This is a genomic window from Caulobacter sp. Root343 (assembly GCF_001425745.1).
GTDB lineage: Bacteria > Pseudomonadota > Alphaproteobacteria > Caulobacterales > Caulobacteraceae > Caulobacter.
The window spans coordinates 52,945-78,926 of record NZ_LMDF01000008.1; the positions used below are offsets into that span (position 1 = coordinate 52,945).

Below are 25,982 nucleotides of genomic sequence, written 5' to 3' on the forward strand. Positions count from 1 at the left end.
CGCGTTCTGGCCTGCGCCCTACTCCACCCAGTCCTTCTTCAGCCGGGTCGAGGCCAGGGTCAGCAGGGCCGCCGCCCCGAGATAGAAGGCCAGGCCCCAATAGATGGCGTAGCGCATCGACTCCGCGCCATAGGTCGGGGCCAGCCGGTCCGAAACGAACCCGAAGAACCAATAGCCGACGGCGATGCCGAGCAGGTTGTTGATCAGCAGGAACAGGGCCGAGGTGGTGCTGCGCATGGCGGCCGGGGCCAGGTGCTGGACGGCGGTGACCACCGGGCCCAGCCAGGCCAGGTTCAGGCCGGTCGGGACCAGGAACAGCACGAAGGCCAGGGCCAGCGCCTTGGCGTTCATCGCCGCGAAGAAGCACGGCAGGGCGATCAGGAAGCAGATCGCCGGGGCCAGGGCATAGGCGCCCTTGTGGCGGCCGCCGAACTTGTCGCCCAGGAAGCCGCCCAGCCAGATGCCGGCCACGCCGCCGAAGAAGGCGATGGCGCTGTAGTAGATCGAGGTCTCGACCAGGTTCATATGCAGGCTACGGATGAAGAACGACGGCAGCCAGAAGGCGACGCCATAGCCGCAGACCGACGAGCACGCCGCGCCGAAGGCCAGCAGCCAGAACGACGGCTTGGGCAGCACGGTGGCCAGCACCGCGCCGAACCCTGGAACCTTCGCGGGGGCCGCGCCCGCCACGGCGTCGAGGCCGCCGCGCGGCGGGTCCTTGACCACCAGCTTGAACAGCGGGGCCAGCACCACGCCGGCCGCGCCGACGACGACGAAGGCCATGCGCCAGTCGACATAGGCGGCGATCAGGCCGCCGAACAGCACGCCCAGCGCCGTGCCCAGCGGGATGCCGAACGAATAGGCCGCCAGCGCCCGGGCGCGCTGGTGCTTGGGGAAATAGTCCGCGAGCAGCGAATAGGCGGGCGGCACGCCGCCGGCCTCGCCGACCCCGACGCCCATCCGGCACAGGAACAGCGACCAGAACCCGCCGGCGAGGCCGCAGGCCATGGTGAAGCCGCTCCACACCGCCAGGGCCCCGGTCATGATCCAGGTGCGGCTGAAGCGGTCGGCCAGCCAGGCGATCGGCACGCCCAGGGTGGTGTACAGCGCCGCGAAGGCCAGGCCGCCCATCAGGCCCAGCTCGGTGTCGCTCAGATGCAGCTCGTTCTTGATCGGCTCCTTGAGGATGCCGAGAATCTGCCGGTCCAGGAAGTTGAAGGTGTAGGCCAGAATCAGCATCGCCAGGACGACGTAGCGATAGCCTGGCCTCACGCCCGGGGCCGGAGCCTCCGCCTCGATCCGCTGCTCGCTCATGCCTTCGCCCCCTGTCACGCCACTGGCCACATACAAAATGGGCGGAGCTTGTTGCAGCAAGCCCCGCCCTAGCTTTTCTCGCCTAGATGCCTAGAACGCCACCTCGATCGAGCCGGCGATGGTGCGCGGCGGTCCGTAGAAGCCGATCACCGAGTTGTTGTAGGTGGCGACCCCGAAATTATAGCCGCCGGTGCGGTACTTCTCGTTCGTCAGGTTCTTGCCGGTCAGGGCCAGCTTGTAGCGGCCGCCCGGGGCGGTCCAGATCGCCGTCAGATCGACCAGGGTGAAGGCCTTCTGGTCCAGCAGCGGCAGGGGCTGCTCGAACTGCTGGTAGTCGTCGCGATAGCTGACCATCGGGGTGATCGCCAGGCTGCCGCCAACCAGGTCGCCGCGCCAGGTCAGGCTGACATTGCCCGTCCATTCCGGCGTGTTCTGGAAGCCGTAGAGGTCGGCGACGTTGATCACCTGGCCCGTCGCCAAGGTGGTGGACGGGTTCAGCGGGTTCGGCGCGCCGGCCGGCACGAAGCGGTTGAAGCGGTCGTACTTGGCGTGGATGTAGCCCAGGGCGACATTGCCCGAGAGGTGCTGGGACAGCTTGGCGTTGGCTTCGAACTCGACGCCATACAGGGTCGAGGCGCCGGCGTTGTCGACCGAGCTGGCGATGCCCGACGGCACCACGACCTGGGTCGTGACCTGCTGGTCGGTGTATTTCGACAGGAAGGCCGCCGACGAGAACGACACCCGGCGGTCCAGCAGCGAGCCCTTCAGGCCAGCCTCGTAGGTCTTCACGACCTCGGGCTTGTAGCCGTTGACGGTCTGCGGGGTGATGAACGCGTCGCCGCGCATGTCCCAGCCGCCCGACTTGTAGCCCTTGGAGAACGAGGCGTAGGTCGTCAGCTCGTCGGTCAGGTCATACGAGGCCGAGATGCGCGGCGTGAACTGCTCGAAGGTCTTCTGGGCGTCGTAGTTGGTGCGGACCTGCAGGATCGGGCGCGGAGCGCCGTGCTGGTACGGCGTCGGCGTCGCGCCCAGATAGAAGAAGCGGAAGACGTTGGCGCGCTTGTGGTCGCGGGTGGCGCGAGCGCCCAGCGAGACCTTGAACTTGTCGGTCAGGTTGGCGCTGAAGTCGAAGAAGGCCGCGAAGCTCTGGGTGTTGACCTTGCCGCCGTCGGCGATGGCCACGCCCAGATTGCCGGCGATGGTGTCGAACTCGCCCGAGGCCTGGCTGTTCATATAGTAGAGGCCGAATACGCCCTGGACGTTCTCGTCCGCGTAGACCGCCTGTAGTTCCTGCGAGAACGAGCGGTCGTCATAGGTGGCCGGCACGTCCAGGGTCGGCAGCGGCGTGCCGTCGAAGTCGATCATCGTCTGGGTGTGGCCACGGCGGCTGGCCGTGATCGACTTCAGGGTGACATATTCACTAGCGTTCCACTGGCCGGTCAGCGACAGGCCCTTGGTCATCACGTGGTTCTTGTCGCCCAGGCCGGCTTGAGTGTCATAGACGTCCAGCACCTGATAGCCGCCGACCAGGGCCGGCAGTTCGCGGTGGCCGTGGCGGGGATTAGAATTGTCCTCGACCCGGTCATAGGCCAGGCGGAAGAACAGGTCTTCGGTCGGCTTGTACTCGGCGCTCAGGCGATAGGCGTGGACGTCCTTGTCGTACTGGTCGGCGCCTGTGGTCAGGTTCGAGCCGTAGCCGTCGCGCTTGTAGAGGGCATAGGCCGCGCCGATCGACAGGCCGGTGTCGCTGATCGGCGTCTGGGCCGAGACCAGGACGTCGGTCTGATTGTAGCTGCCGTACGTCGCCTTGATCTTGGCGCCGGCCTCGTCGCCCAGGCGCTTGGTGACGTACTTGATGGCGCCGCCGATGGTGTTGCGGCCGTACAGCGTACCCTGCGGGCCGCGCAGCACTTCGATGCGCTCGATGTCGAAGATGTCCAACACCGCGCCCTGCGGACGGTAGATGTAGACGTCGTCGACATACAGGCCGACGCCGGGCTCATAGCCCCACAGCGGATCCTGCTGGCCGACGCCGCGGATGTAGCTGATCAGGGTCGAGTTCGAGCCCCGGGCGGTCTGCACCGTGATGTTCGGGGTGGTCTGCGACAGGATGGTGATGTCCGTGCCGCCCTGCTGTTCCAGCTTGGCGGCCGAGAAGGCCGAGACGGCGACCGGGACGTCCTTGAGGTTTTCCTCGCGACGACGGGCGGTGACGACCACCGCGTCCACCGAGGCCGAATTGTCGGCCACCGGAGCTTGCTGCGCCGAAGCCACGCCCGCGATCGAGCTCCACGCCGCGCCAGCCAATAGCGCGGCCTTCCACATCGAAGTCATGGGGTTTCCCCTCCCTTGCGTTCCGCCCTCCCCAGCCAAATCCGTCTTGCGCGGACGCGTGCTCGGGGCTCGCCAATTCATCGAACAGCGAATTGCGAGCACAATCACCCGAACCGGCGCCGGACGCCAGTCTTTTTTCATCAGGTGATGAAAATGGGTGTGTGCGGATGATGCTCCCCCGCTCGCGGGGGAGCTGTCGCGGAGCGACTGAGGGGGCTAATGCTGCACAAGCCCAGCTTGCCCCCTCCGGCCCTCTGGGCCACCTCCCCCGCAAGCGGGGGAGGAGCTTACCCAGCCCTGGCGATCACCGCCTCGAAACCCGCCGCGCAGTAGGCGAACAGCCGGGCCCGCACCGCCTCCAGATCGCTGGAATGGCACTCGCCCTCGGACAGCGAGTCGATCCGTCCGGTCTCGGACAGGGCCAGCATCATCGATCCGGTCAGGAACTGATAGCACCAGTAGAGGTCGCGATACTCGGCTTGGGGACGGACGGTCTTCAGGGTCTCGACCAGGCGATGAACCACCGGGTCGAAGAACCGGGTCATCGTCTCGCCGCCCCAGGCCGGGGTGTTGTTCACCTGGGCCACCAGGGCGAAATAGCTCTTCCAGCCGGCGCCGCCGTCCTGGGAGATGCGCAGCAGCGGATCGATGAAGGCCTCGATCACGCCCTCGACCGTCATGGCGCCGGCGTGGGCTCTCAGATAGGCGTCCATCGACGCCTCGCGGGCCTGGTTCAGGATCTCGGCCCGGCGCAGGAACACCGCGTCGAACAGCTCGCGCTTGGCGCCGAAATAGTAGTGGATCAGGGCGGTGTCGACGCCGGCCTCGGCCGCCACCTGGCGCGTCGTCACGCCGTAGAAGCCGTGGCGCGCGAACAGGCCCTCGGCCGCGTCGAGGATGGTTTCCTTCAGGTCCAGGCCCTTGGCCTTGGACGGACGGCCCCGCCCGCCGGAACGGGGTCCGGAGCGGGATGGGGGCTTGGCTGCGGTCATGAGGACGGGCCCGCCGTGGTTGCGCTCCGTCCTCGGATAGGCGCAACCACGACGTACTGGCAAGGATGACCGTTACGTCAGGCTTGCACGAACACCCCGTGGAAGGTCACCGGCAGGGCCACCGGGGCCCGCCACGCGGCGATCGGGCCTTGCTGGACATGGCGCGCGTCGAACACGTGCAGCTCGGTCGCCTTGGCGTCGAGATTGACCGTCGTGCCGACCAGCCAGCCGTCCAGCTCCTCGCTGGAGCCGGGACGCGGGACGAACACCGTCTCCTCGACCAGGTGGCGCGGACCGAAGTCGAACACCTGGTCCGTCTCGCGCTTCCAGTCGCGGACCGCCACGCCCTGGAACAGCGGCCGGTCGGGCCGTTCGTTGGTCACGTGGACTGAGTAGCGGCGGACCTGGCCGGCGAAGCGCGGGTCGGAACGCGGAAACTCGGCGGTGATCGCCTCCTCGGCGAACACGCCCTTGCCGTCAGCGCCCAGGGTGATCAGCGCCCGGCGCGGGGGAGCGGCGCGCAGCCGTTCGCCGCGCAGGATGGCCCCGCCGTTGGCGGCCGTGCCCGATGCGTCCTTGTCGACACAGGCGTCGAAGCGGATGGTTCCGTCCGCCTCCTCCCAGGCGTCGCCCAGGTGGAAGAAGAAGAACGGCGGCAGTTCGAAGATCCGCTGCTTGCTGAGGTCGTCCTTGTCCAGCACCAGCACCTGGGTTCCCAGCTCCGGCTTCCATTGCATCGAGGTCGCGAACGGCATGACGAACCGCTCCTGGATCCAGGGCTGGAGCACCAGCACCAGATGGCGCGCGGTGGCGGTGAAGTCGTGCATGTAGCTGCCGCGCGGCAGCTTGATCATCTCGACCTTCAGCAGGGCGCCGTCTGGCGCCAGCTTCCAGACCACCGCCTGCTTGCCGCCCAGGCCGATGTTCCAGATCGTCCCGTCCGGCTGGACGCGAGGATGGGCCAGGAACGGCATGCCCTTCAGGTCTGGGCGCAGGGTTTTGACGCCCCGCGTCTCCAGGGTGGCCGGATCCAGGGCGGTTGGCGAGCCGCCTTCCCACAGCGCCCACAGCTCGCCGCCGGCCATCAGCACCGAGGTGTTGGCGGCGTTGGCGTCGTCGGGGCCGGTGATCACCGCGCCCGGACCGGCGGCGGTGCCGAAGCCGGGGGTGATCACGGCGTTGGCGGCCGTGTCGTGGCGGCGCTTCACGGTGTCGACGAAGCGGGCGCTCATCCGCGCCTGGCCGTCAGCGATCTGGAACTTGCGGACCATGCCGTCGCCGTCGAACCAGTGGCCGACCGAACCACCCGGGCGGCGGAACTTGGCCGGACCATTGCGGAACAGCGTGCCAGTCAGCTCGGCCGGCGCACGGCCGTGCAGCCGGGTCAGGCTAGTCGGCGCGATGTCGGCCTCGACGTCGGCCAGGCCCAGGGTCCAGTCGGCCGTGGCGGCGGCCCAGACGGTTTCGGGAGTCAGCAGGGAGGCTCCGCCCAGCAGGGCCGCCCCGCGCAGGATGTCGCGCCGGTTCATGGGTGCTCTCGCCTATTTCAGGTGGATGGCTTGGGTGTTGGCGCCGGCCTTCACCTCGAAGGCGGCGGCGTCGAAGGTCGGCGGCCCCATGTTCGGCTGAGCGTCGCGCGAGAAGCCGTAGGGCTCGACCGGCAGGCCGAAGGGATTGGTCCCCATCTTGCCGTCGCCATCCACGTCCTGGAAGGCGCGGACCGCGTAGGTTCCCGGCGGCAGGCTGACGACCTTGGCGGCGGCCGGCGTGTCGGCGGCCGAGGCGATGGCGACACGGGCCGGCTTGCCCGAGCTCCAGCCCTGGGCGCTGTCATAGACCGCGATCATCACCTTGCCCTGGTTCGAGGCCAGCGCGGGAAAGGTCAGGGTCAGGTCGCCGAGCGCGTCCTGGGCGTGGGCCGTCGAGGCGATGGCGGCGGTGGCGATCAGGGCCAGGCCGAAGGCGCGGATTGAGGTCATGGCGAAATCCTTTGTCGAAGAGGTTTGAGACGGGTCAGCCCAGGAACACGGTCCAGAGCAGGCGGCCGGGGATGAAGGCGAACAGGCCGGCCAGCAGCAGGCCGCCGACGAACATGCCGGTCATGGCCCGACGGTGGATGGCGACCTTGCCGCGCTTGATCGCGTAGACCGCGCCCGGCAGGCCGACGATCGTCCAGCCCGACAGCAGGTGGATGAAGCTGAAGGCGCCGTTGTTGATCTCGCGGATGAACAGCGAGCTGACCGCCGTCGAACCCATGGCCAGCACCCAGGTCCAGCCCAGCAGCTTGTGCAGGCTCGTGCCCTTCACCCGCATCATCAGCACGACGCCGATGGACAGAGCGGTCAGGGCCGAGGCCAGGTGCAGCTGGATGACCGGCGCGGCCTCGGCGATCTTGGCGAGGTCCGGCGCGTGCGGCTGGAAATGGACCTGCGCGGCATAGCCCCCGAACTTCGGCGCGACCACCGCGGTGATCACCGCCGCGACGCCGGCGGCGATCAGGCCGGTGCGCAGGGCGCTCCAGGGGATAGCTTGCGAGATTGACTTGCCTTGCACGGCCATCTTCCTTCACTCCGGTTCGGGCGGGGCGGTGGATCGCCTCGCCGTCGAGAGCCTTGGTGGAGTGGTCGGGTCCGTGTCTCAATCGTCGTTGCGCCAGTCGCCGGCTCCGTTTCGCGAATGGCTGGCCGACGCCGTTCACGCTTCGCGAACGGCGATGACCGCCAAGGAAAGCCTGCGCGGGTTCGCGGTGTCGGCGGGGGCCGGAGTGTTCCTGGCCCTGATGGGCGCGTTCGGAACCGACGAGGTCCCGGTGGCGACCCGGCTCGTCTACTGGATCGGACTGTGCCTAGCCGGCGCCATCGTGGGCACGGCGGTCAGCCACCTCATCGGCCGCGAGGGCCGACTGGACGCACGGCCCTGGCTGTACGGCGCCGTGACCGTCGTGGGCGTCACCCTGCCGTTCACGGGCGTGGTGTGGCTGGTCAGCGAACTGACCTTCCATGGCGACCTGCGCCTGGCGGCCATGCCGTTGTATCTGGGCCCAGTGTTCATCGTCACGGTGGCGATGACGGCGCTGAACTTCCTGGTCCAGCGCCAGCCGGTCGAGACCCACGCCGCTCCGGCCGGCGCGCCGGCGCCGCGTTTCCTCGACCGCCTGCCGCCCAAGCTACGCGACGCCGAGCTCCACGCGGTGGAGGCCGAGGATCACTATCTGCGCCTGCACACCTCGCGCGGCCAGGACCTGATCCTGATGCGGCTGTCCGACGCGGTGGCCGAACTGGAGGGCATCGAGGGCGCCCAGACCCACCGCTCGTGGTGGGTGGCCAAGGCGGCCGTCGAGGCCGCCCGGCGCGGTGATGGCCGGGCGACCCTTCAGGTCAAGGGCGGTGTCGAGGCGCCCGTCAGCCGCGCCTATGCCAGGGCGCTGCGCGAGGCGGGCTGGTTCTAGGCTTTCCAGCCGCCGCCTAGCGCCTTGTAGATCGCCACGACGTCGGTGTTCACGCCCGTCTCGGCGACGCTGAGGGCGTCCTCGGCGGCCAGCAGGGTGCGTTCGGCGTCGAGCAGCACCAGGAAGTCGATGCCGCCTTCCTTGTACTGGATCCGGGCCAACTCGGCCGCGCGCCGCGAGGCGGCGGCCTGGTCGGTCAGGCTGTTCAGCTGTGCCTGCTGCTGGCGGTAGGAGACCAGGGCGTTCTCCAGGTCCTCCAGGGCGCGCAGCACCGTCTGGTCGTAGTTGGCGAGCGCCGCGTCGTCCCGCGCCTTGGCCGCCCGCAGGCGGGCGTGAGCGCTGCCCAGGTCCAGGGCCGGCCAGCTGACGCTGGGCGCCACCGACCAGGCCTTGCTGGCGCTGTTGCCGAAGCCGGCCGAGGTCCCCGACAGGAAGCCGACGAAGCCGGTCACCGAGACGCGCGGGAACAGGTCGGCCGTGGCCACCCCGACCTGCGCGGTTGACGAGGCCAGGCGACGCTCCGCCGCCTGCACGTCGGGACGACGGCGCAGCAGGTCACTGGCCTCGCCGATCGGCAGGGCGGTGACCAACGGCCGGACGTCCGTCACGCGCGGGACCAGCAAGGCGTCGAGGGCGCCGGGCCGCTGGCCGGTCAGGACGGCCAGACGGTAGTTGGCGCGCTTCTCGGCGGTGATCAGAACCGGGATCGCCGCCTCGGTCGCGTTCAGGCGAGCTTGCGCGCTGGCGACGTCGATCGGACTGCCGGCCCCGGCGTCGAACCGCACCTTGGTCAGGCGCAGGGTCTCGCGCTGGGTCTCGAGGTTGCGGTTGGCGACCTTTAGCCGGGCCTGGGCGCCGCGCAGCTCGAGATAGTTTCGAGCCACCTCGGCCGCGACCGTGACCTGGGCGTCGCGCAGCTCGGCCTGGGCCGCGCCAGCTTCCGCCCCCGCCGCCTCGACGCCGCGGCGCACGCGGCCGAACAGGTCGATCTCCCAGCCGGCGTCGAAGCCGGCCTGGTAGGTCTGGCTCTCGACCCGCTGACCGTTCGAGCCGGGCTGCTGCTGGTTGCTCTTCACATAGGCGCCGTCGGCGGTGACGTGCGGCAGCAGGTCCAGTTTCTGCTCGGAGAACAGAGCCCGGGCCTCGGCGACGCGGGCGACGGCGATCTTCAGGTCCAGATTGGCCGACAGGGCCTGTCCGACCAACTGGTCGAGCACCGGGTCGCCGAACGCCGTCCACCACTCCGCCTCGGGATTGGCGGCGGTGAAGACGGCCGGGTCGGCGTTCTGGAAGGCCGCCGGCGGGGTCGCCGGCGCCTTGTAGTTCGGCCCCACCGCGCAGGCGGCGGCGGCCAGAGAAACGCCGGCGATCAGCGCGGCGCGCAGGGTGTTAGCGAAACGAGACATCAGTGCGCCTCCACGGGCGAGGTCAGCGCCGCCTTGGCCACAGCCTTGCGGGCCGTGAAGCGGCGGATGACGTAGTAGAAGACGGGCGTCAGGATCAGGCCGAAGACGGTGACCCCCAGCATCCCCGAGAACACCGCCACGCCCATGGCGCGGCGCATCTCGGCCCCGGCCCCGTGCGACACCACCAGGGGGTAGACCCCCATGATGAAGGCGATCGAGGTCATCAGGATCGGACGCAGGCGCAGGCGGCAGGCTTCCAGGACCGCCTGGAGCGGACTGTCGCCGTGCTCCTCGCGTTCCTTGGCGAACTCCACGATCAGGATGGCGTTCTTACACGCCAGCCCCACCAGCACGATCAGCCCGATCTGGGTGAAGATGTTGTTGTCGCCCTTGGTCAGCATCACTCCGGCCAGGGCCGACAGCAGGGTCATCGGCACGATCAGGATGACGACCAGCGGCAGGCTCCAGCTTTCGTACTGAGCGACCAGCACCAGGAAGGCCAGCAGCACACAAAGCGGGAAGATGTAGATCGCCGTGTTGCCCGCCAAGATCTGCTGATAGGTCAGCTCGGTCCACTCGTAGCCCATGCCGTTGGGCAGCTCGGACTTGACGATGTCCTCCAGCGCCTTCTGGGCCTGGCCGGTCGAGAAGCCCGGCGCCGGGCCGCCGTTGATCTCGGCGGTCAGCAGGCCGTTGTAGTGGCTCTCGCGGTCGGGGCCGGTGGCCTCCTTGAAGCTGACGAAGGCGCCCAGCGGGATCATCTGGCCCTGACCGTTGCGGGTCTGCAGACGCAGCATCTGCTCGGGCTGCAGACGGAAGCTCTGATCGGCCTGGACGTTGACCTGGTAGGTATGGCCGAAGCGGTTGAAGTCGTTGACGTACAGCGAGCCCAGATAGACCTGCATCGTCTCGAACAGGTCGGTCAGGGACACGCCCTGGGCCCGGGCCTTTTCACGGTCGATGTCGGCCTGGATCTTCGGCACGCTGACTTGGTAGCTGGAGAAGATCCCCGCCAGGGCCGGGTCCTTCTGAGCCTTGGCGATGACGTTCTGGGTGGCCTTGTAGAGCTCGTCCGAACCCATGCCGGCCTTGTCGACGATCTGCATCCGGAAGCCGCCGATGGTGCCCAGCCCCTGCACGGACGGCGGCGGGAAGACCGCGATCTGGGCGTCGGGAATGGCGGCGAACTTCTGGTTCAGGGTTCCGACGATGGCCCCGGCCGACAGGGTCTCGCCACGACGGTTCTTGAAGTCGTCGAGCGGGAAGAACACGGCGCCGGCGTTGGGGGCGTTGATGAAGCCGTTGGCCGACAGGCCGGGGAAGGCCACCGAGTGCTTGATGCCCGGCACCTTCATGGCGATGTCGCCCATCTGACGGATCACCGCCTCGGTGCGGTCGAGCGAGGCCGCGTCGGGCAGCTGCACGACGGCGACCACATAGGCCTTGTCCTGCTGGGGCACGAAGCCGCCCGGCGTGCGGGCGAAGGCGAACACCGTCAGGATCAGCAGGCCGCCATAGAGGGCCAGAGCGGCGGTGGAGCGGCCCAGGGTCTTGGCGACGCCGCTGACGTAACCGTTCGAGGCCTTGGCGAAGAAGCGGTTGAACGGGTTGAACAGCCAGCTCAGCGACAGGTCGATCAGCTTCTGGAAGCGGTCCTTGGGCGCGTCATGCGACCGGAGCAGCACCGCGGCCAGGGCCGGCGACAGGGTCAGGGAGTTGATGGCCGAGATCACCGTCGAGATGGCGATGGTCAGGGCGAACTGACGGTAGAACTGGCCCGACAGGCCGCTGATGAAGGCGGTCGGGATGAACACCGCGCACAGCACCAGGGCCGTGGAGATGATCGGTCCGGTCACTTCGGTCATGGCCTTGCGGGTGGCCGCGGCGGGTTCGAGACCCAGCGATATGTTCCGCTCGACGTTCTCGACCACGACGATGGCGTCGTCGACGACGATGCCGATGGCCAGCACCAGGCCGAACAAGGTCAGGGCGTTGAGGCCGAAGCCCAGCATCAGCAGGATCGCGAAGGTGCCGACCAGCGACACCGGCACGGCGATCAGTGGAATGATCGAGGCGCGCCAGCCCTGCAGGAACAGCACCACCACCAGCACGACCAGGATGATCGCCTCGATCAGGGTGTGGACCACCGAGTCGATGCTTTCCTGCACGAAAGCCGTGGTGTCGTAGATGATCTCGTAGTCGACGCCTTCGGGGAACTCCTTCTTGAGCTCCTTCATGGTCTTCTTGACGTTGGCGGCCATCTCCAGCGCGTTCGAACCGGGACGCTGGAAGACCGGCACGGCGACCGCCGACTTGTTGTCGAGCAAGCTGCGCAGGGCGTAGTTGTCGGCGCCCAGCTCCACGCGGGCCACGTCGCCCAGGCGGGTGATCTGGCCGTCCTCGCCCGAGCGGACGATCACGTCGCGGAACTGCTCCTCGTCGGTCAGGCGGCCGGGCGCGTTGACCGACAGCTGGAATTCGGCGCCGGAGCCCGCATTGGGCGGCGCGCCCAGCTGGCCCGCGGCGACCTGGACGTTCTGCTCGCGCAAGGCCCGCACGACGTCGCCGGCGGTCATCGACAGGGCGGCCAGCTTTTCCGGATCCAGCCACACGCGCATCGAATAGGCGCCCGCGCCGAAGATCTGCACGTCGCCGACGCCGTCGATCCGCTTCAGGCGGTCGCGGACGTTCAGCTGCGCGTAGTTGCTCAGATAGAGCATGTCGTAGCGGTTGTTCGGCGAGATCATGTGCACGACCAGGGTCAGGTCGGGCGAGGCCTTGTTGGTCGTCACGCCGATGCGCTGGACCTCCTGCGGCAGCTTGGGCAGGGCCTGGGCCACGCGATTCTGCACCTGCACCTGGGCCTTATCCAGGTCGGTGCCGAGCGCGAAGGTGACGGTCAGGATCATCGCCCCGTCGGACGCCGACTGGGACGACTGGTAGATCATCCCCTCGACGCCGTTGATGGCCTGTTCCAGCGGCGCGGCCACCGTCTCGCCGATGACGGACGGGTTGGCGCCGGGATAGGCCGCGCGCACCACCACGGTGGGCGGCACGACCTCGGGATATTCGCTGATCGGCAGGCGCGGCAGCGACACGATGCCGGCGATGAAGATGATGATGGAGAGCACGGCCGCGAAACGCGGTCGGTTCACGAAGAACTTCGAGAAATTCATGACAGGCATCCGGGGAGGAGCTGGAAGGGGTACGCGTTGGGCGCAGGGGTCCCTCCCGCCATCCGGCGAGCGAAGAGAACCACCGCGAACCTTCGAAAAAGACGCCCGGCTCAGAACACGAGCCGGGCGTACGCTTCAGTTACGCTTAGTTCTGGCCGGCGGCCCGGCCGGCCTCGGCGATCTGGCGGCCGCCGGCCTCCAGCTGCGAGAGATCGGCCAGGTCGGTCTTGACCTTGACCGGGGCCACGGTATCGCCCGGCTTGACCTTCTGCAGGCCGCCGACGATCACCCGGTCGCCGGGCTTCAGGCCCTGGCGGATGATGCGCAGGTTGCCGGCCAACGGGCCGATCTCGACCGGACGGTACTCGGCCTTGTTGGCGCTGTTGACGACCACGACGTAGCGCTTGCCGAGGTCGGTCGCGATGGCGCGGTCGGGAGCCAAGGCCACCTCTTTGGTCTCGGCGCTGACCATGCGGATCCGCGCGAACAGGCCGGGCGTGAAGCGACCGTCGGCGTTGGCGAAGATCGCCCGGCCGTTGATCGTGCCGCTCTTGGCGTCGAGGGCGTTGTCGATGAAGGCCAGCTTGCCCTCGTGCGGATAACCGTCCTCGGTCATCAGGCCCATATAGACCGGACTGCCCTTGCCGCGTTCGGCCGAGGCGTACTTCAGGAAGGTCTGCTCGTCGGCGTTGAACTCGGCGTAGATCGGGGTGTCGGACACTACGGTCGTCAGCAGGCTGGATTGGGTGACCAGGTTGCCGCGGGTGATGATGGCCTTGGAGATCCGGCCGTCGATCGGCGAGGTCACCCGGGTCCATTCCAGGTTCAGACGCGCCGTCTGGAACGCGGCCTGGGCGGCGGACAGATTGGCCTGGGCGGCCTTCTCCTCGGCGGAGAGGCGATCGAACTCGCTCTGGGCCAGAGCGTTCTGCTCGATCAGGCGGCGGCCGCGCTCACGGTTGACCACGGCCAGGTCCAGTTGGGCCTTGGCGCGGGCCACCTCGGCCTGGGCGCGATTGGCCTCGGCCTGGTACGGGCGCGGGTCGATCTGGAAGAGCACCTGGCCCTTGGAGACGCGAGCGCCCTCGGCGAAGCGAGCGCCGTCGATGTAGCCCGACACGCGCGGACGGATCTCGACGGTGTCGATAGGCTCGAGGCGGCCGGTGAAGTCGTCCCACTGGCGGAGCGACTTGAAGGCGACTTCGGCGACGGTGACCTGGGCTGGCGGCGGAGCGGCGGCTTCCTGCTTGGCTTGGGCCGAGCAGGCAGCCAGCACGGCGACGGCGGCGAGGCCGGCGAAGGACGTGATGACGGATTGAATACGCATGGGGGGAGGACCCTGCAGGATGGTGAAGCGGAAGGGGGAAGGAGACGTTTCTTGTTATTCCCAGACGGGCCGTCGGGCGGACCGCTGGGTGGACCAGGTTTGGCCCAAGGCGCGGACAGTGGCCCCACTCGAGGTTTGTCCGATCCCGCGCCGGCTCGAACCGGCCCGAAATTTTATGAAGCCCAGCAAACCCTTACTGGCCTTGGCCTGGGGCGCGGCGGCGATGTCGTTTGCTTGGGGGGGCATTGGCGCGCGCTCCTTTTTTCGGGTTAATGGGTTAAATGTCGCAGGGGCTGTTACTTGACCCGGGCGACTGGAAGAACGATTTAGGATGTGAGAGACCGTTCGGTATCATCCACGGCGGAGAGATACTGACCGGTAACTCCCACGTCAAGGAGAGCACTGCCAAAATGGCGACAAGAAATTCTGGGGACGCTGTCGGGGGCGATACGGAAGCGGCGGTGTGCGCACCCGCGTCCAAGCGCCCCGCGCGGGACCGGATCTTCGAGACCGCCCGTGAGCTGTTCTATCAGCACGGCATCCGCGCGGTCGGCGTCGACACCATCGCGTCCGAGGCCGACGCCACCAAGATGACGCTCTATCGGAACTTCCCGTCCAAGGACGAGCTGGTCGCCGAGGTCCTGCGCGAACAGGAGCGAGAGTACTGGGCTTGGTGGGAAGAGGTGACGGCCTGCTGCTGCACCGATCCGCGCGCTCAGTTGGAGGCGATCTTCGACGCCTTCGAGACCAAGGCCTGCAACAAGGACGTCCACGGCTGCCCGCTGTCGAACGCCGCCATCGAGCTGCACGAAGAGAGCCACCCGGCCCAGGTGGTGTCGGTCAACTACAAGAAGGAGCTGTACCGACGGCTCAAGGATCTGACCCGCCACGCCGGCGCCAAGGACGAAGACCTGGCCGACGCTCTGATGCTGCTGATGGAAGGCGCCTCGGGAGCTCGGGTCACCTTGGGCGCCGAAGGTCCTATCCGCGCCGTGGCCCGCTCGGCCCGGGCGCTGATCCGGTTCCACCTGGACGGCGGTTGCTGACGTTCACATCCGATTTCCCCGGCGAAAGCCGGGGCCCAGATCGAACCCGCTGACCCCGCGGGTTTGAGCGGGTCGAGGCGCAACACCCTGATCGCTCAGGCTGAATCTGGATCCTGGCTTTCGCCGGGAAGGTCGGAGATGGGGCGTTTACCCCCGCCGCTCCAGCACCCCCGCGCGGCGCTCGATCCCCAGCAGGACCAGCAGCACCGCGAAGGCGAAAGCCAGCAGGAGCAGCGACAGGCGGTGCGCCTGCCCCCACTCCAGCCCCTCGACCAGGCGGTAGATCTCGGTCGACAGCACGGTGGTTTCGCCCGGGATATTGCCGCCCAGCATCATCACCACCCCGAACTCGCCGACCGTATGGGCGAAGGTCAGGATGGCGGCGGCGACATAGCCTGGCAGGGACAGCGGCAGGGCCACGCGCCAGAACGAGGCCCACCACGAGGCCCCAAGCGTCGAGGCCGCCTCCAGCGGCTCGTCGCCGATGGCCAGGAAGGCGTTGCGCAACGGTTGCACGGCGAACGGCAGCGAATAGATCAGCGAACCGATAACCAGGCCCTCGAAGGTGAAGGCCAGGGTCCGCACCCCGAACGGATGCAGCAGGATCATCAGCGGGCTCTTGGGTCCGAGCGCGATCAGCAGGTAGAAGCCCAACACCGTCGGCGGCAGCACGATCGGCAGGGCCACAAGCGCGGTGACCGGCGTGCGCAAGCGTGAACGCCCTCGCGCCAGCCACCAGGACAGCGGCGTGGCCAGGACGAGCAGCAGGACCGTGGTGATACCCGCCAGCTTGGCCGTCAGCCACAGCACCTCGGCCATGCTCAGCGGACCTCGTAGCCGTAGCGCTTGATGATCGCCTTGGCCTCGCCGCTCTTCAGAAATTTCAGGAAGGCCTTGGCCGCCGCGCTGTTCGCGCCGGTCTTCAGCAGCACCGCCTGCTGCTCGATCGGGCTGTGGTCGCTGGCTGGCGCGAGCCATCGCGAGCCGCCCTTCTCATCGACGACCTGCGACAGGGCCACGAAGCCCAGCTCGGCCGCGCCCGTCTGGACGTACTGATAGGCCTGGGAGATGGAAGCGCCGGTGACGATCTTCGGTTTCAGGGCGTCGTACAACTTCAACTTGGTCAGGGTCTCGACCGCCGCCTGGCCGTAGGGCGCGGCCTTGGGATCGGCGATCGCCAGCTTCTCGAACTTGCCCTTGGCCAGAACCGCGCCCTTTCCGTCGACCAAGCCCGGCGTCCTGCTCCACAGCACCAGGCGGCCGGTGGCGTAGGTGAAGCGCGAACCGGGAACGGCCAAGCCCTCGGCCTCGGCCCGCTGGGGCCGCTCGACATCGGCCGACAGGAACACCTCGTACGGCGCGCCATTGGCGATCTGAGTGTAGAATTGGCCCGACGAGCCGAAGCTCAGGGTCGCATCATGGCCCGTCTTGGCCTTGAACTTCGTCGCGATCTCCCTGGCCGCCTCCGTGAAGTTGGCGGCGACGGCGACCTTGGTCTCGCCGGCCTGGGCGCCGCCGCCCAGCGTCAGCAACAGAGCGCCCGACAGGGCGGCGATCAGGATCGGACGGCGAGCGATCATCTGGTACTTCTAGCCTTGCCCTGCGGTTATGTAGTTAGACTACATAACGATGAAATCGAGGCCCGACCAGTGAGTGAAGACGCCGACTTCAGCGCCTCCCTGATCCTCAAGCGCGGCGCCCTGGCCCGCGTCGGGCTGGAGCGCATCGCCCTGTTGGAAGCCGTCGCGCGCCAGGGCTCGATCAGCGCCGCCGCCAAGGATGTCGGGCTCTCGTACAAGGGCGCCTGGGACGGCGTGCAGGCGCTGAACAACCTGTTCGACACGCCCCTGGTCATCGCCGCGCCCGGCGGCAAGAGCGGCGGGGCCGCCCAGGTGACCCCGCGCGGCCAGGCCGTCATCCGCGCCTTCCGCGCCGCCGAGCGCGAGGTCGGGGCGGCCTTCGCGCGGCTGGAGGCCGACCTCTCCGGCGACGCCGACCTGCTCTGGAGCCTGGGCCTGCGCACCAGCGTCCGCAACGCCTTGCGCGGTGTGGTCTCGAACCTCGACGGGGATGGCGTCACCGCGACCGTCACCTTGTCATTGGGCGAGGGCCTGTCGCTCCGCGCCTCGATCACCCGCCGCAGCGTCGAGGACCTGGGCTTGGCGCCCGGCCGTCCCGTCATCGCCCTGGTCAAGTCCAGCTTCGTCCGGCTCGGCGCTCACGGGGATGAAGGCGACAACCGCCTGGCCGGCGAGATTGTCGACCGCGAGGCCAGCGACACCTCGGCCGAGGTCACGATCGCCCTGCCGGCCGGCAAGAGCCTCGTGGCCACGCTGAAGCCGGAGGACGCGGGGTGGAGGCTGACCATCGGCGCGAAGATCGAGGCGCGGATCGCGCCGGCGGACATCATTCTGGCGGTCGACTAACCTTCAGCGTCGCATTGGCGTCGTCGACGAACTTCCGCAGTAGACGCGCCAGTTCCTGGAGATCCCGGGCGCTCCATCGCCCCAACAGCGGCCCTGCCAGACGCCGACGCGCGGCGTCCAGAGCGTCGGTCAGTTCGCGCCCCCTCTCCGTCACCACCGCCTCGCGCACGCGCTTGTCCTTTCCCGGCCGCCGTTCGACCAGGCCCAGGCTCTCCAACTTGGCGACCTGGCGACTGACCACCGAATGATCACGCCCGGCCGCGTCGGCCAAGTCGACCACCCCGATCGGACCTTTGCGCTCGATGCGCACCAGCAGCGGGAACAGCGCTCGATCCAGCGAGACGCCCGCCTCGCGCAGCAACATGTCGTCGGCCTGAGGTCGATTCAGGAACTCGGCGAGATCCATCATCGCCAAGTGAATGTCACGTAGCTCTCGGTCCATGCGTGCACTTTGCACGTTTTTTGTTGACGCCGTCCAGCCCTGCAATTATGTGCTTTATGCACGTAAATGCGTGCACTTTGCACCCGATAGGAGGCACGGATGACCCACTCCCCGACGACGGACGTCCTGATCTGCGGCGCCGGCGCGGCCGGCCTGACCCTGGCGATCGACCTGGCCAGGCGAGGCGTAGACTTCGTGCTGATCGACAAGGCCGAGGGCCCTTTCCAGGGCTCACGCGGCAAAGGGCTCCAGCCTCGCAGCCTGGAGGTGTTCGAGGACCTGGGCGTGCTGGACAGCCTGCTCGCCGCCGGCGCCGCGCCCTATCCCACGATCCGCGCCTATGCGGGCGAGACCTTCACCGACACCCTGCTCGGCGAAGATGCTCAACCAACCCCGGCCGAACCCTGGGCCATGCCGCTGATGGCGCCGCAGTTCCTGACCGAGCGCGTCCTGCGCGACCGGCTCAAGGCCTTGGGCCATGCTCCGCGCTTCGGGATCGCCCTGACGGGCTTCGCGCAGGACGCCGACGGTGTCACCGCGACCCTGGAAACCGGCGAGACGATCCGCGCCAAGTGGATGGTCGGGGCCGATGGCGGCCGCAGCTTCGTCCGCCCGGCGCTAGGCGTCGAGTTCCCCGGCGAGACCCGCCCGGGCCGCGGCATGGTCGCCGACATCAGGTTGGATGGCCTGTCGCGCGAAGTCTGGCACAATTTCACCGGGCCGAATGGTCAGCGGATTTCGTTCTGCCCACTGGCCGGGACCGACCTCTTCCAGCTGCAGGGCCACGCACCGGACGAGGAAGACTTCTCGGTCGCGGCGGTGAACGCCTTGATCCGCCAGAGGACTGGCCGCGACGACATCTTCGTACGGGAAGCGCCGTGGGCCTCGACCTTCGGGATCAACGCTCGCTTGGCCGAACGCTACCGGGTCGGCCGCGTGCTGCTGGCCGGCGACGCCGCCCACGTGCATCCGCCCACCGGCGGCCAGGGCCTGAACACTAGCCTGCAGGACGCCTATAATCTGGGCTGGAAGCTCGCCGCCGTCCTGGCCGGCGCGCCCGAGAGCCTGATCGACACCTATGAGGCCGAGCGCCGCCCGATCGCCGCCGCGGTGCTGGGCTTGTCGACCCGCCTGCTGAGCCAGACCGAGGTCAAGCGCGGCCGCGAGGCCCGTCAGCTGGACCTCGCCTATCCGGAGTCGCCGCTGTCGCTGGACCTGGGCGTAGCGGCCAAGATCGCGCCAGGCGACCGCGCGCCGGACGCGCCGTGCCGAGGGCGCGACGGCGCGCCCGTGCGCGTGTTCGAGATTCTGGCTGGGGCCAACTGGACGCTGCTGGCTTCCGGCGCGAGCCTCGCCATCGCGCCACGCCAAGGCCTGGCGATCGTCGCGGTCGGACCAGACGGCGATCTGATCGACGCCGAAGGCTGGTTCGCCGACGCTTACGGCCTGCCGACGGATGGGTTCGTCCTGGTGCGCCCGGACGGCTATGTCGCGGCGGTGGGACGAGCGGGAGATGAGGAGAGGCTGGAAGCCCATTTCGCCCAGTTCGGGCTTTGATCGAGCCTGTCATCTCCGCCGTAGCGCAGCGGAGAGCCGGGATGACATGTCGGGTTAGGCGATCGCCTTCAATCCCGCCCGCAGCGCTTCACTTCCACCGCCCAGCTCCTCGTCCAGCTCGCCATGCTCCCGCGTCCAGATCGGCAGGGCTTGGGCCAGAACGGCGCGGCCGTCCGGGGTCAAGCTCAGCACCCGGGCGCGGCCGTCCTTAGGGGCAGGCGCGATGGTCAGCAGGCCGCGCCGCTCCAGCGGTTTTAGGGCCGCGGTCAGGGTGGTGCGGTCCATGGCCAGCAGATTGGCGACGCCGCCCAGACCCGCGGGTTGTGGCCGGTTCAGCGACATCAGCAGCGAGAACTGGCCGTTGGTCAGGCCCACCGGCCGCAGGGCCTCGTCGAAGCGGCGCGCCAGGGCCCGGGCGGCCCGCTGGACGTGCAGGCACAGGCACGTGTCGCGAACATGCAGCGTCGTCTCGAAGGGAATCACGACCGGCTTTGACATGGATGATTTATGTTGATATCAACGTAAAAAGTCAAGGCGAACTTGCTCAGCTTACGGAGGACGTGATGTCGCACGCCGTGGTTTCCCGCGAGGACTGGCTGGAGGCGCGCCGGGCGCTGCTGGTCAAGGAAAAGGCCCACACCCGCGCCCGCGACGCCCTCAACGCCGAGCGCATGGCCCTGCCCTGGGTGAAGCTGGACAAGGACTATGTCTTCGAGACCCCGGCGGGGAAGAAGACCCTGACCGCGCTGTTCGACGGCCGCAGCCAGCTGATGGTCTATCACTTCATGCTGGGACCGGACTGGGAGGCGGGCTGTCCGGGCTGTTCGTTCATGGCCGACCACCTGGACGGAACCCTGCCGCACCTGAACCATCATGACGTCACCCTGGTCGCCGTCTCGCGCGCGCCGCTGGCGAAGATCGAAGCCTACAAGCGGCGCATGGGCTGGCGCTTTCCGTGGGTGTCGGCATTCGAGAGCGACTTCAACCGCGACTTCCACGTCTCGTTCTCGCCCGAGGACCTGGCCGGCGAGACGATCGCCTACAACTTCACCGACCTGCCCGCCGCCCAGGGCAATGACGAACTGCCGGGGCTGTCGGTTTTCTATCGCGACGCGGATGGCCAGGTGTTTCACACCTATTCCACCTACGCCCGAGGGGCCGAGGAATTGCTCGGCACGCTGATGATCCTCGACCGCGCGCCGCTGGGCCGCAACGAGCAGGTCGGCATGGGCTTCGTGCGCCGCCACGACGAATACGAGGACGCCGCCAAGCCCGCCTGCTGCGGCGGAGCCGCCGCCTGAACCTGTCAGCATGATCAGATCCTGGAGCGCTTTCATCGAGACGCTGCCCGCGCCCGGGCTCAACCTCGCGCAGGGCCGTCTCGCGCCCGAAACCCTATCCCGTCTCGAGGAGACCCCCATGGCCAATGACTTCGTCTGGTTCGAGCTCGTCACCACCGACACCAAGGCGGCTGGCGACTTCTACAAGGCCGTGATCGGCTGGAGTTCGGAGATGTCGTCCGGGCCCGCCGGCCCGTACACGATCTTCAAGGCCCCCGACGGGACTTCAGGTGAGATCCCGGTCGGCGGCATGCTGGAGATGCAGGGGGCGCCGCCGGGTTGGCTGGGCTATGTCGGGGTCGATGACGTCGACGCCTTCGCCAAGAAGGTCGAGGCCGCCGGCGGCGCGATCCACAAGCCCCCGCAGGACATCCCGGACGTCGGTCGCTTCGCCGTGGTCGCCGACCCGCAGGGCGCGATGTTCGTCCTGTTCAAGGGCTCGCTGGATCAGGCCCCGCCGCGCCCCGCGCCGATGTCGCCGGGCTCGCTGGGCTGGTCGGAGTTGCACGCGGCCGACTGGGAGAAGGCTTTCGACTTCTATTCGACGCTGTTCGGCTGGGTGAAGCACGACACCGTGCCGATGGGCGAGATGGGCGTCTACCAGACCTTCGGCTCGTCGGAGGGCGCGTTCGGCGGCATGTTCAGCAATCACCAGCCGGCGCCGGGGCCTTACTGGCTCTACTATTTCGGCGTCGATGGCGTCGACTCGGCGATCGAGCGCGTGAAGGCCAATGGCGGCGAGATCCTGATGGGTCCGGCCGAGGTGCCCGGCGGCGCCTTCGTGGTCAACGCCAAGGACCCGCAGGGCGGCGTCTTCGCCTTCCTCGGCATGCGAGGCTAGGACGGAGTTCGCCGCGCGTGGCCTAGGCCCGAGGCCTTGGCCATGGCGCTGCGGCGGGCGCGATAGTCCGGCGCGGTCATCGGATAGTCGTCGGGCAATCCGAAGCGGGCGCGGTAGTCCGTTTCGGTCAGGCCGTGACGATGCAGGTGGCGCTTGAGGGTCTTGTAGGCTCGCCCGTCCAGGAAGCTGACCAGCGAATCCGGCCGAACGCTGCGGCGGATCTGCGCCGGCGTCGGCTTGGACGGTTCGTTGGCGGGGACGTCAGCTTCGTGCGCGGCGCTGTCCAGCACCTGCCCTACCGCCCGGATCAACTCCGGCAGATCGGCGCGCTCCATGGGATTGGCGACGACGTAGGCGCTGACGATTCGAGCGGTCAGGCCGAGATTCGACTCGAGGCGCGGGCGCGCGGACGGCTCCATGACGGCTTCCTTTCTCGGCGAGGCGGCCAAGGCTTAGCCACGTCCGAGATCAGAACCCGGGGAATATTGCGCCGACGCGCGGATTTCGACGAAGGCGGACGGCCTAGCGACGGGCCCGCCACTGCGCCGCCGTCTGTCCCCAAATCTCGATCTTGCTAGCTTCATGCGGCGGCGGCAGGTTGCCCGGCCCGCGATTGGTCGAGCCCAGGCGCTGGGCGACCTTCTGCGACGGCGTATTTTCGGGATCGATGCAGTGGATGATGTCGGTCCAGCCTAGGACGCCGAACGCCCAGTCCATCGTCGCCTCCGCCGCCTCGACGGCATAGCCCTGCCCCCAGGCCGAGGGCAGCAGCCCCCAGCCGACCTCGTCGCCCGGCCAGTCTTCCGGCCGCCACGGACCGATGCGCCCGATCCATTCTCCGGTCGCCTTCTCGATCACCGAGAACATGCCGAAACCGTTCAGCGCCCAGGATCCAGCCATCGAGGCCATGCCCCGCCAAGCCACCGAGCGCGGTTGCAGGCCGCCGATGAAGCGAGCCCCCTCGGAATCGGCCATCAACGTGGCCCAGCCGTCCAGATCGACGTCGGCGGGCGGACGCAGGATCAGGCGTTCGGTCTCGAGCGTGGGTCCCGGCGCGACGCGCATGATGTCTCTCCCTCCGGTCTAGCTGACGCACTCGGCCAGGCCGCCGCGACGCACCGCGCCCGAGGCCTTGCCGATCTTCTTGCTGCGCTTGGCCACGTAGCGGCCCGGCTTGACCACCTTCCACTTCAGCGGACTGGGCAGGATGGCCGCCAGGCGCGCGGCCTGGGCCTGGGTCAGCTGGTCGGCCCCGACCCCGAAATACCGCTGGGCGGCCGCCTCGGCGCCGTAGATGCCCGAGCCGTATTCGATGGAGTTCAGATAGACCTCCATGATCCGCTTCTTGCCCCAGAAGGTCTCGATCAGGACGGTGAACCAGGCCTCCAGCCCTTTGCGGACGTACGAGCGGCCGGGCCACAGGAAGACGTTCTTGGCCGTCTGCTGGCTGATGGTGGAGCCGCCGCGGATCTTCCGGCCTGATTCGTTGTTCTCGTAGGCCTTCTGCAGGGCGTCGAAGTCGAAGCCGCGATGGTCGCAGAACTTGGCGTCCTCGGCCGCGATCAGCGCGCGCGGCAGGGCCGGGGCGACCTTGTCGATCGGCTTCCAGCGATGGTCGAGACCCCTGCCCTCCACCGCGCGAATGACCATCAGCGGCGTCACGGGCGGCGGGATGAAACGGTAGAGAAGGACGGTGACCACCGGCCCCGCCACCAGGACGATGAACAGAGCCAGCGCGATGTTACGCAGAAGCCGCCGCACGAAGCCTTCCCCCCGAATAGTGTCTAGACGCCTTGTCTTGACGCAGCGGACGGATGCTAACCAGACGCGTCGCCGCTGTCGCGTGGGATAGAGGACGGCGGGTTAAGGGAGCCTTCGATGGACGTGATCGACGCCGTCAACCGCCGCATGTCGGTGCGCGCCTTCAAGCCCGATCCGGTCGACGGCGCTCTGGTGCGGGAACTTCTGGAGACCGCCGCCCGCGCGCCCTCCGGCGGCAATCTCCAGCCCTGGCGGGTCCAGGCCGTGGCCGGAGAGCCGCTCAAGGCGCTGAAGGCGGCCATGCTGCAGCGGGTCGCCTCGCCCGACCCAGCCGAATACGCGGTCTACCCGCCCAACCTGTGGGAGCCGCTGCGCAGCCGCCGGTTCCAGGTCGGCGAGGACATGTACGCCTCGCTCGGCATCCCGCGCGAGGACAAGCTGGCCCGGCTGCAATGGTTCGCGACCAACGGCCAGGGCTTTGGCGCGCCGGCGCAGCTGTTCTTCTCGATCGACCGTCGCTGCGGCCCGCCGCAATGGAGCGACGTCGGCATGTTCATGCAGACCTTCATGCTGCTGGCCGTCGAGCGCGGCCTGGACACCTGTCCGCAGGAGTTCTGGTCGCACTACAACCAGGTGGTCCACGACCATGTCGGCCTGCCCGAGGGCCACATGCTGTTCTCGGGCATGGCCCTCGGCTACCGCGATGACGCTGCCCCGGTGAACAGCTGGCGCTCGCGACGGGATCCGTTCGAGGCGTGGGCGGAGTTGAAGGGGTTCTAGCCCACGAACTCCCGAGGCCCGCTGAGGTCCAGAACCTCCAGGACGCCCGCCTCGCCGCTCTCGTCGCCCCAGGCCAGCCGCTTGCCGTCGGCGCTGGTGGTCAGGGCGCTGATCGGGGCGCCCTTCTCGGCCTTCAGGGTCTCGATGCGGCCGTTGCGCATGTGGGCGGCCCAGATCTTGCCGTTGTCCTGACCGGCGATGCAGACCGGTTGGGCGTCGACGCCCGCCACCCGCACGACCATCGAATCACGGGAGAAGCCGATCTCGGCGGCTTCCTTGCCCATCGGACCGTTGGCGCCGGCGAACGGCCAGACGACCGCGCCGTTGGCGCCGGCGGTGACCAGCAGGTTGCCCTTGTCGAAGAAGGCCACGCTCTTGATCTTGGACGGGTAGCCGCCCATCCGCATGTCCTTGCTGTCCGACAGGCGCCAGCCGTGCAGCTGGTTTTCCTGCATCGACGAGATCAGGAACTTGCCGTCGGGGCTGAAGGCCACGGCGATGTGGCTGCCGGCCCATTTCAGCGGGGTCGGCTTCTGGTCGGCGATCCGCGCGTACCACAGCTGGGCGCCGCCATAGGTGGCCGAGGCCAGGCGCCGGCCCTTGGGCTCGAAGGCCAGGCCCGACACCGTCTTCTCGTGGGTGAAGGTCCGGGCGAAAGCCGGATCGGCGGCGTCGCGGACATGAACCTCCTTGCCGGCCGTGAAGGCGATCAGGCCCGAGGCGGCGCTGGCGGCCACGTGCTCGATCCACTTGCCCTTCAGCTCGGCGATCAGGGTGGCGACGACTTCACCGCCCTCGATTCGGCTCCAGACCACGCGGCCGTCGTCGCCGCCGGTGACGATCCCGACGCCGCTGGGATGCACGGCCGCCGCCAGGACAGCGCCGCCCATCGGTCCGCCATGGGCCTCGACGGTGACGAATCCATCCTCGGTCTGCAGGCGGACGGTGCCGTCTCCCAGGGCGAAGGCGGCGCGGCCGGAGCGGTCGAACAGGGCGTCGGTGACGAAGGCGTCGAACGAAAAGATCATGCGCGCGAGATAAGCCAGGAGAGCGTGGACGACCAGACTCTTTCAGAAAGCCCGCTTCCTTCGCCAACTTCGCGTCGTGAGCGAAGCCTTGCGTCGCAAGCTGCCTGTTCGAACGGCGTTCGGCAAAAAAGACTCGAAAAGGGGTTGCCATCGCGATGCGTCGTCGGGCTTTACTTCCACGCCCGTCTGCGCCAGACGTGGCTAGGTAACGACATTTCAGGCGCGCCCCGAGCGGCGCGACCTTCTGGGAGACAGTCAGGCTATGGCGGCTAAACTTGCTGGCGGCGGCGGTGGCCGTTATTCGCTGGGCCAGAATTCCGAAATCAACGTCACGCCCTTCGTGGACATTCTGTTGGTGCTGCTGATCATCTTCATGGTCGCCGTGCCGATGGCCGTGACCTCGATCAAGATCGACCTGCCCCCGGCGGTGCCGAATCTGACGAACGAGAAGCCGAAGGAACCGGTCTTCATCTCGATCCAAAAGTCGGGCGCGATCTTCATCGCCGACAAGCAGAGCAGCCTGGACAACCTGGAAGGCGATCTGAACGCCAAGTTCGCCGCCACCGGCCAGGCCGGCCCGAAGGACGATCAGCGCGTCATGATCCGCGCCGACGCCGACGTGCTGTACGCCGACTTCATGGGCGTGCTGAACCAGCTGCAGACCGCGGGCTGGTACAAGGTCGGCCTGATCAACGAAGACATCCACTAGGGCTTCGGCACTAAGGATCGTCCTCGGCGGCAGCCAAGAACACGAAAGCCCCGGA

The 25,982-nt window shown here is 68.2% G+C and carries 25 protein-coding genes; 8 read left to right on the top strand and 17 right to left on the bottom strand.

The window, feature by feature from the left end:
- Nucleotides 1-18: 18 nt before the first annotated feature.
- From ASC70_RS18595 to ASC70_RS18620, 6 genes are all read right to left on the bottom strand, one after another.
- Entirely contained in the window at nucleotides 19-1,314 is a 1,296-nt protein-coding gene (locus ASC70_RS18595; protein ID WP_056053046.1) for an MFS transporter, read from the bottom strand.
- A gap of 90 nt (nucleotides 1,315-1,404) precedes the next feature.
- A complete protein-coding gene (locus ASC70_RS18600) occupies nucleotides 1,405-3,648 on the bottom strand; it encodes a TonB-dependent receptor (protein WP_056053049.1) in 2,244 nt (747 codons plus the stop codon).
- Between the two features lie 287 nt (nucleotides 3,649-3,935).
- Nucleotides 3,936-4,640: a TetR/AcrR family transcriptional regulator gene (locus tag ASC70_RS18605; protein WP_162247243.1), complete on the bottom strand. Its 705-nt coding sequence runs from the start codon at nucleotides 4,638-4,640 to the stop codon at nucleotides 3,936-3,938.
- 77 nt (nucleotides 4,641-4,717) lie between these two features.
- Complete coding sequence (locus ASC70_RS18610; RefSeq protein ID WP_056053054.1) at nucleotides 4,718-6,169, bottom strand: carotenoid oxygenase family protein; 1,452 nt, start codon at nucleotides 6,167-6,169, stop codon at nucleotides 4,718-4,720.
- Nucleotides 6,170-6,181: 12 nt separating this feature from the next.
- Nucleotides 6,182-6,619: a DUF2141 domain-containing protein gene (locus ASC70_RS18615; RefSeq protein ID WP_056053057.1), complete on the bottom strand. Its 438-nt coding sequence runs from the start codon at nucleotides 6,617-6,619 to the stop codon at nucleotides 6,182-6,184.
- 34 nt (nucleotides 6,620-6,653) lie between these two features.
- Entirely contained in the window at nucleotides 6,654-7,199 is a 546-nt protein-coding gene (locus tag ASC70_RS18620; RefSeq protein ID WP_056053059.1) for a DUF2306 domain-containing protein, read from the bottom strand.
- Between the two features lie 61 nt (nucleotides 7,200-7,260).
- On the opposite strand from ASC70_RS18620, the gene ASC70_RS18625 reads away from it, so the two are divergent.
- Complete coding sequence (locus ASC70_RS18625; RefSeq protein WP_082539549.1) at nucleotides 7,261-8,088, top strand: LytTR family DNA-binding domain-containing protein; 828 nt, start codon at nucleotides 7,261-7,263, stop codon at nucleotides 8,086-8,088.
- On the opposite strand, the gene ASC70_RS18630 is transcribed toward ASC70_RS18625, so the two are convergent.
- The 3 genes from ASC70_RS18630 to ASC70_RS18640 all read right to left on the bottom strand — a co-directional run bounded on the left by ASC70_RS18630 (nucleotide 8,085) and on the right by ASC70_RS18640 (nucleotide 13,997).
- The gene (locus tag ASC70_RS18630) at nucleotides 8,085-9,494 is read right to left on the bottom strand and encodes an efflux transporter outer membrane subunit (RefSeq protein WP_056053062.1); all 1,410 of its coding nucleotides are present in this window, start codon (nucleotides 9,492-9,494) and stop codon (nucleotides 8,085-8,087) included. The genes ASC70_RS18625 and ASC70_RS18630 overlap by 4 nt on opposite strands.
- Complete coding sequence (locus ASC70_RS18635; RefSeq protein WP_056053066.1) at nucleotides 9,494-12,670, bottom strand: efflux RND transporter permease subunit; 3,177 nt, start codon at nucleotides 12,668-12,670, stop codon at nucleotides 9,494-9,496. Before ASC70_RS18635 ends, ASC70_RS18630 begins: the two co-directional genes overlap by 1 nt.
- Nucleotides 12,671-12,815: 145 nt before the next feature.
- Entirely contained in the window at nucleotides 12,816-13,997 is a 1,182-nt protein-coding gene (locus ASC70_RS18640) for an efflux RND transporter periplasmic adaptor subunit (RefSeq protein ID WP_056053069.1), read from the bottom strand.
- A gap of 410 nt (nucleotides 13,998-14,407) precedes the next feature.
- Between ASC70_RS18640 and ASC70_RS18645 the strand changes: the two genes are divergently transcribed.
- On the top strand, nucleotides 14,408-15,043 hold the full coding sequence (locus tag ASC70_RS18645; RefSeq protein ID WP_056053073.1) for a TetR/AcrR family transcriptional regulator: 636 nt from the start codon (nucleotides 14,408-14,410) through the stop codon (nucleotides 15,041-15,043).
- A 147-nt stretch (nucleotides 15,044-15,190) separates the two neighbouring features.
- On the opposite strand, the gene modB is transcribed toward ASC70_RS18645, so the two are convergent.
- Both modB and modA read right to left on the bottom strand, forming a co-directional pair.
- Nucleotides 15,191-15,862: a molybdate ABC transporter permease subunit gene (gene modB, locus ASC70_RS18650; RefSeq protein ID WP_056053076.1), complete on the bottom strand. Its 672-nt coding sequence runs from the start codon at nucleotides 15,860-15,862 to the stop codon at nucleotides 15,191-15,193.
- A gap of 2 nt (nucleotides 15,863-15,864) precedes the next feature.
- A complete protein-coding gene (modA, locus tag ASC70_RS18655) occupies nucleotides 15,865-16,623 on the bottom strand; it encodes a molybdate ABC transporter substrate-binding protein (RefSeq protein ID WP_056053079.1) in 759 nt (252 codons plus the stop codon).
- Between the two features lie 69 nt (nucleotides 16,624-16,692).
- Between modA and ASC70_RS18660 the strand changes: the two genes are divergently transcribed.
- A complete protein-coding gene (locus ASC70_RS18660; protein ID WP_056053082.1) occupies nucleotides 16,693-17,469 on the top strand; it encodes a TOBE domain-containing protein in 777 nt (258 codons plus the stop codon).
- Here ASC70_RS18660 and ASC70_RS18665 read toward each other — a convergent pair.
- Nucleotides 17,450-17,911: a MarR family winged helix-turn-helix transcriptional regulator gene (locus ASC70_RS18665; RefSeq protein ID WP_052196711.1), complete on the bottom strand. Its 462-nt coding sequence runs from the start codon at nucleotides 17,909-17,911 to the stop codon at nucleotides 17,450-17,452. The genes ASC70_RS18660 and ASC70_RS18665 overlap by 20 nt on opposite strands.
- A gap of 99 nt (nucleotides 17,912-18,010) precedes the next feature.
- Between ASC70_RS18665 and ASC70_RS18670 the strand changes: the two genes are divergently transcribed.
- Complete coding sequence (locus ASC70_RS18670; RefSeq protein WP_056053085.1) at nucleotides 18,011-19,468, top strand: FAD-dependent oxidoreductase; 1,458 nt, start codon at nucleotides 18,011-18,013, stop codon at nucleotides 19,466-19,468.
- A gap of 54 nt (nucleotides 19,469-19,522) precedes the next feature.
- On the opposite strand, the gene ASC70_RS18675 is transcribed toward ASC70_RS18670, so the two are convergent.
- Nucleotides 19,523-19,966, bottom strand: a complete 444-nt coding sequence (locus ASC70_RS18675) for a MarR family winged helix-turn-helix transcriptional regulator (RefSeq protein ID WP_056053088.1) — start codon at nucleotides 19,964-19,966, stop codon at nucleotides 19,523-19,525.
- 65 nt (nucleotides 19,967-20,031) lie between these two features.
- Between ASC70_RS18675 and ASC70_RS18680 the strand changes: the two genes are divergently transcribed.
- Nucleotides 20,032-20,769, top strand: coding sequence for a thioredoxin family protein (locus tag ASC70_RS18680; RefSeq protein WP_056053091.1), 738 nt, complete (start codon nucleotides 20,032-20,034; stop codon nucleotides 20,767-20,769).
- Between the two features lie 118 nt (nucleotides 20,770-20,887).
- Nucleotides 20,888-21,649 (top strand): VOC family protein, encoded by a 762-nt coding sequence (locus tag ASC70_RS18685; RefSeq protein WP_056053095.1) that lies wholly within the window; start codon nucleotides 20,888-20,890, stop codon nucleotides 21,647-21,649.
- On the opposite strand, the gene ASC70_RS18690 is transcribed toward ASC70_RS18685, so the two are convergent.
- The 3 genes from ASC70_RS18690 to mtgA form a co-directional block, all read right to left on the bottom strand.
- Nucleotides 21,646-22,068 (bottom strand): MucR family transcriptional regulator, encoded by a 423-nt coding sequence (locus tag ASC70_RS18690; RefSeq protein WP_056053097.1) that lies wholly within the window; start codon nucleotides 22,066-22,068, stop codon nucleotides 21,646-21,648. The two genes, ASC70_RS18685 and ASC70_RS18690, sit on opposite strands and share 4 nt — an antisense overlap.
- Before the next feature lie 103 nt (nucleotides 22,069-22,171).
- On the bottom strand, nucleotides 22,172-22,714 hold the full coding sequence (locus tag ASC70_RS18695) for a GNAT family N-acetyltransferase (protein WP_056053100.1): 543 nt from the start codon (nucleotides 22,712-22,714) through the stop codon (nucleotides 22,172-22,174).
- 18 nt (nucleotides 22,715-22,732) lie between these two features.
- A complete protein-coding gene (mtgA, locus tag ASC70_RS18700; protein ID WP_056053103.1) occupies nucleotides 22,733-23,428 on the bottom strand; it encodes a monofunctional biosynthetic peptidoglycan transglycosylase in 696 nt (231 codons plus the stop codon).
- A 99-nt stretch (nucleotides 23,429-23,527) separates the two neighbouring features.
- Here mtgA and ASC70_RS18705 point away from each other — a divergent pair, with 99 nt between their 5' ends.
- Entirely contained in the window at nucleotides 23,528-24,190 is a 663-nt protein-coding gene (locus tag ASC70_RS18705) for a nitroreductase (protein ID WP_056053106.1), read from the top strand.
- Here ASC70_RS18705 and ASC70_RS18710 read toward each other — a convergent pair.
- Nucleotides 24,187-25,218: a WD40 repeat domain-containing protein gene (locus ASC70_RS18710; protein WP_056053108.1), complete on the bottom strand. Its 1,032-nt coding sequence runs from the start codon at nucleotides 25,216-25,218 to the stop codon at nucleotides 24,187-24,189. The two genes, ASC70_RS18705 and ASC70_RS18710, sit on opposite strands and share 4 nt — an antisense overlap.
- Before the next feature lie 262 nt (nucleotides 25,219-25,480).
- Here ASC70_RS18710 and ASC70_RS18715 point away from each other — a divergent pair, with 262 nt between their 5' ends.
- Nucleotides 25,481-25,927 (top strand): biopolymer transporter ExbD, encoded by a 447-nt coding sequence (locus ASC70_RS18715; protein WP_047406490.1) that lies wholly within the window; start codon nucleotides 25,481-25,483, stop codon nucleotides 25,925-25,927.
- Nucleotides 25,928-25,982: the final 55 nt, after the last annotated feature.

Coding starts and splice junctions, on each gene's coding strand:
- ASC70_RS18595 (WP_056053046.1), bottom strand. CDS start 1,314: ATGAGCGAGCAGCGGATCGAGGCGGAGGCTCCGGCCCCGGGCGTGAGG.
- ASC70_RS18600 (WP_056053049.1), bottom strand. CDS start 3,648: ATGACTTCGATGTGGAAGGCCGCGCTATTGGCTGGCGCGGCGTGGAGC.
- ASC70_RS18605 (WP_162247243.1), bottom strand. CDS start 4,640: ATGACCGCAGCCAAGCCCCCATCCCGCTCCGGACCCCGTTCCGGCGGG.
- ASC70_RS18610 (WP_056053054.1), bottom strand. CDS start 6,169: ATGAACCGGCGCGACATCCTGCGCGGGGCGGCCCTGCTGGGCGGAGCC.
- ASC70_RS18615 (WP_056053057.1), bottom strand. CDS start 6,619: ATGACCTCAATCCGCGCCTTCGGCCTGGCCCTGATCGCCACCGCCGCC.
- ASC70_RS18620 (WP_056053059.1), bottom strand. CDS start 7,199: ATGGCCGTGCAAGGCAAGTCAATCTCGCAAGCTATCCCCTGGAGCGCC.
- ASC70_RS18630 (WP_056053062.1), bottom strand. CDS start 9,494: ATGTCTCGTTTCGCTAACACCCTGCGCGCCGCGCTGATCGCCGGCGTT.
- ASC70_RS18635 (WP_056053066.1), bottom strand. CDS start 12,670: ATGAATTTCTCGAAGTTCTTCGTGAACCGACCGCGTTTCGCGGCCGTG.
- ASC70_RS18640 (WP_056053069.1), bottom strand. CDS start 13,997: ATGCGTATTCAATCCGTCATCACGTCCTTCGCCGGCCTCGCCGCCGTC.
- ASC70_RS18645 (WP_056053073.1), top strand. CDS start 14,408: ATGGCGACAAGAAATTCTGGGGACGCTGTCGGGGGCGATACGGAAGCG.
- modB (WP_056053076.1), bottom strand. CDS start 15,862: ATGGCCGAGGTGCTGTGGCTGACGGCCAAGCTGGCGGGTATCACCACG.
- modA (WP_056053079.1), bottom strand. CDS start 16,623: ATGATCGCTCGCCGTCCGATCCTGATCGCCGCCCTGTCGGGCGCTCTG.
- ASC70_RS18665 (WP_052196711.1), bottom strand. CDS start 17,911: ATGGACCGAGAGCTACGTGACATTCACTTGGCGATGATGGATCTCGCC.
- ASC70_RS18670 (WP_056053085.1), top strand. CDS start 18,011: ATGACCCACTCCCCGACGACGGACGTCCTGATCTGCGGCGCCGGCGCG.
- ASC70_RS18675 (WP_056053088.1), bottom strand. CDS start 19,966: ATGTCAAAGCCGGTCGTGATTCCCTTCGAGACGACGCTGCATGTTCGC.
- ASC70_RS18680 (WP_056053091.1), top strand. CDS start 20,032: ATGTCGCACGCCGTGGTTTCCCGCGAGGACTGGCTGGAGGCGCGCCGG.
- ASC70_RS18685 (WP_056053095.1), top strand. CDS start 20,888: ATGGCCAATGACTTCGTCTGGTTCGAGCTCGTCACCACCGACACCAAG.
- ASC70_RS18690 (WP_056053097.1), bottom strand. CDS start 22,068: ATGGAGCCGTCCGCGCGCCCGCGCCTCGAGTCGAATCTCGGCCTGACC.
- ASC70_RS18695 (WP_056053100.1), bottom strand. CDS start 22,714: ATGCGCGTCGCGCCGGGACCCACGCTCGAGACCGAACGCCTGATCCTG.
- ASC70_RS18705 (WP_056053106.1), top strand. CDS start 23,528: ATGGACGTGATCGACGCCGTCAACCGCCGCATGTCGGTGCGCGCCTTC.
- ASC70_RS18710 (WP_056053108.1), bottom strand. CDS start 25,218: ATGATCTTTTCGTTCGACGCCTTCGTCACCGACGCCCTGTTCGACCGC.
- ASC70_RS18715 (WP_047406490.1), top strand. CDS start 25,481: ATGGCGGCTAAACTTGCTGGCGGCGGCGGTGGCCGTTATTCGCTGGGC.